Below are 2,228 nucleotides of genomic sequence, written 5' to 3'. Positions count from 1 at the left end.
CTTCGCGGAAGCCGGCATCGGCGCGCCGGAAGCCGATCTGCGGCACTTCGAAAATGCGGGTCCTCTTCGGGATGCCGTCTTTCGCGGCTACGCGGCCGTCACGGGCGCGATGCCGGATCTCGCGCGCTATCGCCGCGCGGTTGCGGTCAATGCCGCCGTCTCGCTCGCCATCGGCGGCGAGAGCGGCCATCCGCGCGAGGGAATGCGCCGCCGCCAATGGCTCGACGAAGCGCTTGCCCAGGCCGGTCTCGACTGACTTGCGGGCCTTGCCCCCGTGGGACTAGCTTGGCGCCATGGCCAATTTCAGCGACGAGATCGAGGACAGCTTCCGTCTCTTCGACGGGCGGCAATCGGCGACGGCGGCCGCCGTGCAGCGCGGCTGCGGGCGCCTGCTCGCCCAGATGAACTACGCCGCGCTCACCGAACTCACGCTCGCGACCGGCCGCCGCGCCGACATCATCGCGCTGGGGCCGAAAGGCGAGATCATCATCATCGAGATCAAGTCGAGCCTCACCGATTATCTCACCGACGCAAAGTGGGAGGACTATCTCGATTTCTGCGACCGTTTCTTCTTCGCCGTGCCGCCGGATTTTCCGCGCGAGGTGATCCCGCTCGATGTCGGCCTCATCATCGCCGACAAATACGACGCCGAGATTCTGCGCGAGGGCGAGCACGACGTGCAGCTCCCGGCCGCTCGCCGCAAGGCACTGACGTTGCAATATGCCCGCGTCGCCGCGAGGCGCGTGTTCCGGTTTCTGGATTCGGAATAAGGCGGCAGGGCCCAGCCCATCCCAACTCATCGTCCGTCATCCCGGCGAAGGCCGGGATCCAGGAGCCGCAAAGCGCGGAGCGCGAAACCCTGGGTCCCGGGACAAACCCGGGATGGCAACCGGTCATCGACGTCCCCGGAACAAAAAAGCCCTCCGCAAGGAGGGCTTGGGAGTGCTGAATGCACGTCCGGATATAACCGGGGAGATGGGAAGCAGCGTCACGCTCGTCAAGGGGGCGGTATGCGGAATATTTCTCGCGAAGCTTATCCCCGGCCCTTTGCGTCATTGCGAGGAGCGATAGCGACGAAGCAACCCGGCCTGAGCTTGTTGCCTCCGGATTGCTTTGCTCCGCTCGCAATGACATTGTCTTCATCTTCGACGACGGCTCTCCGATCTGATTTTCTGAACCATGGCAAAACTGGCTCCCATACATCCGGGTGAAGTCCTCGCGGAAGATTTCATGGCGCCGCTCGGCCTCAGCGCCAATGCCCTGGCAAAGAGGATCGGCGTACCGGCAAACCGCATCAGCGCCATTGTCGCCGGACGCCGCGATGTCTCGCTGGACACGGCTCTGCGGCTGGAGCGCGCGTTTGGCTCCTCCGCCGAATTCTGGCTGAATATGCAGGCGCGCTATGAGCTCGAAATCGTGGAAGGCGGAAATTAGTTTGTGCAGAGAGCGCGGAGAAGAATCGGCACCGTAACGATCGCTTTAAATATGAATAGAGCCAACGCGGTGAGCTGGATGCTTGAAAAGAGCGTCGAATCGATAACTCTGCGCGCGCCTTGTGAATGCTCCTCAATCAAGCTCCGGATTCGATCTGGAGTTCCGGGCTCCAAGTCCAACAGAGCTTTTTTCCACTCCTCGAAATCCGCAGGTACGCTGCGCCTCTGCATAATCTTGAACCGAGTGAACACCCGATCATCGGGGAGCAGGGCCGTCTCTGTCAGTAACACCTGCTGATGGACGAAGGTAACGTCTTCCCCGCGTTTGCGAATGATCGCATGAAGCCAATGATTGGTAAGAGAGATCAAAACGAGGAATACAAGCGAGATTATAAGGGCCAGAAAGTGGTGGAGTTGGGGATTGTCGGACGGCGCTCCGCCGGGAACAGCTAGCAATGCTGTCATCGCAACTAGAAGAAGCGATTGGATGGTAACATTAATTGAGCGGTAGGATTGGAGCAGCGAGTCCTGCCATCCTACAATCTGCAAGAGGGCATCGCGCCGTGCGCGAGTCTCAGTTTGATCTGTCACTTCGGCGCGCGCTTGGCGAGAATGCGTTGCAGCGTGCGGCGATGCATGTTGAGGCGGCGCGCCGTTTCCGAGACGTTGCGGTCGCAGAGTTCGTAGACGCGCTGGATGTGTTCCCAACGCACGCGGTCGGCCGACATCGGGTTTTCCGGCGGCGGCGCCTTGTCGCCGGTCTTGGCGAGAAGCGCCGCCTCGATGGCGTCGGCA

5 protein-coding genes are annotated in these 2,228 nt (G+C 61.4%); 3 read left to right on the top strand and 2 right to left on the bottom strand.

Annotated elements, in window-relative coordinates; genetic code table 11:
• The 3 genes from VMR03_RS03210 to VMR03_RS03200 all read left to right on the top strand — a co-directional run.
• A partial coding sequence (locus tag VMR03_RS03210) for a hypothetical protein (protein ID WP_325402224.1) occupies positions 1-256 on the top strand: 256 nt, incomplete at its 5' end.
• A 37-nt stretch (positions 257-293) separates the two neighbouring features.
• The gene (locus VMR03_RS03205) at positions 294-770 is read left to right on the top strand and encodes an MmcB family DNA repair protein (RefSeq protein ID WP_325402222.1); all 477 of its coding nucleotides are present in this window, start codon (positions 294-296) and stop codon (positions 768-770) included.
• A gap of 409 nt (positions 771-1,179) precedes the next feature.
• Complete coding sequence (locus VMR03_RS03200) at positions 1,180-1,434, top strand: HigA family addiction module antitoxin (protein ID WP_325402220.1); 255 nt, start codon at positions 1,180-1,182, stop codon at positions 1,432-1,434.
• On the opposite strand, the gene VMR03_RS03195 is transcribed toward VMR03_RS03200, so the two are convergent.
• The gene (locus tag VMR03_RS03195; protein WP_325402218.1) at positions 1,431-1,982 is read right to left on the bottom strand and encodes a hypothetical protein; all 552 of its coding nucleotides are present in this window, start codon (positions 1,980-1,982) and stop codon (positions 1,431-1,433) included. The two genes, VMR03_RS03200 and VMR03_RS03195, sit on opposite strands and share 4 nt — an antisense overlap.
• A gap of 38 nt (positions 1,983-2,020) precedes the next feature.
• A partial coding sequence (locus VMR03_RS03190; protein ID WP_325402216.1) for a helix-turn-helix domain-containing protein occupies positions 2,021-2,228 on the bottom strand: 208 nt, incomplete at its 5' end.

Origin of the sequence: Parvibaculum sp. (assembly GCF_035511255.1) — a bacterium.
Lineage (GTDB): Bacteria > Pseudomonadota > Alphaproteobacteria > Parvibaculales > Parvibaculaceae > Parvibaculum.
The sequence above is the reverse complement of the archived record's forward strand: the minus strand, read 5'-3'. Positions and strand labels throughout refer to the sequence as shown.

Excerpts from the sequence above, each read along its gene's own strand:
- VMR03_RS03205 (WP_325402222.1), top strand. The coding sequence starts at position 294 with ATGGCCAATTTCAGCGACGAGATCGAGGACAGCTTCCGTCTCTTCGAC.
- VMR03_RS03200 (WP_325402220.1), top strand. The coding sequence starts at position 1,180 with ATGGCAAAACTGGCTCCCATACATCCGGGTGAAGTCCTCGCGGAAGAT.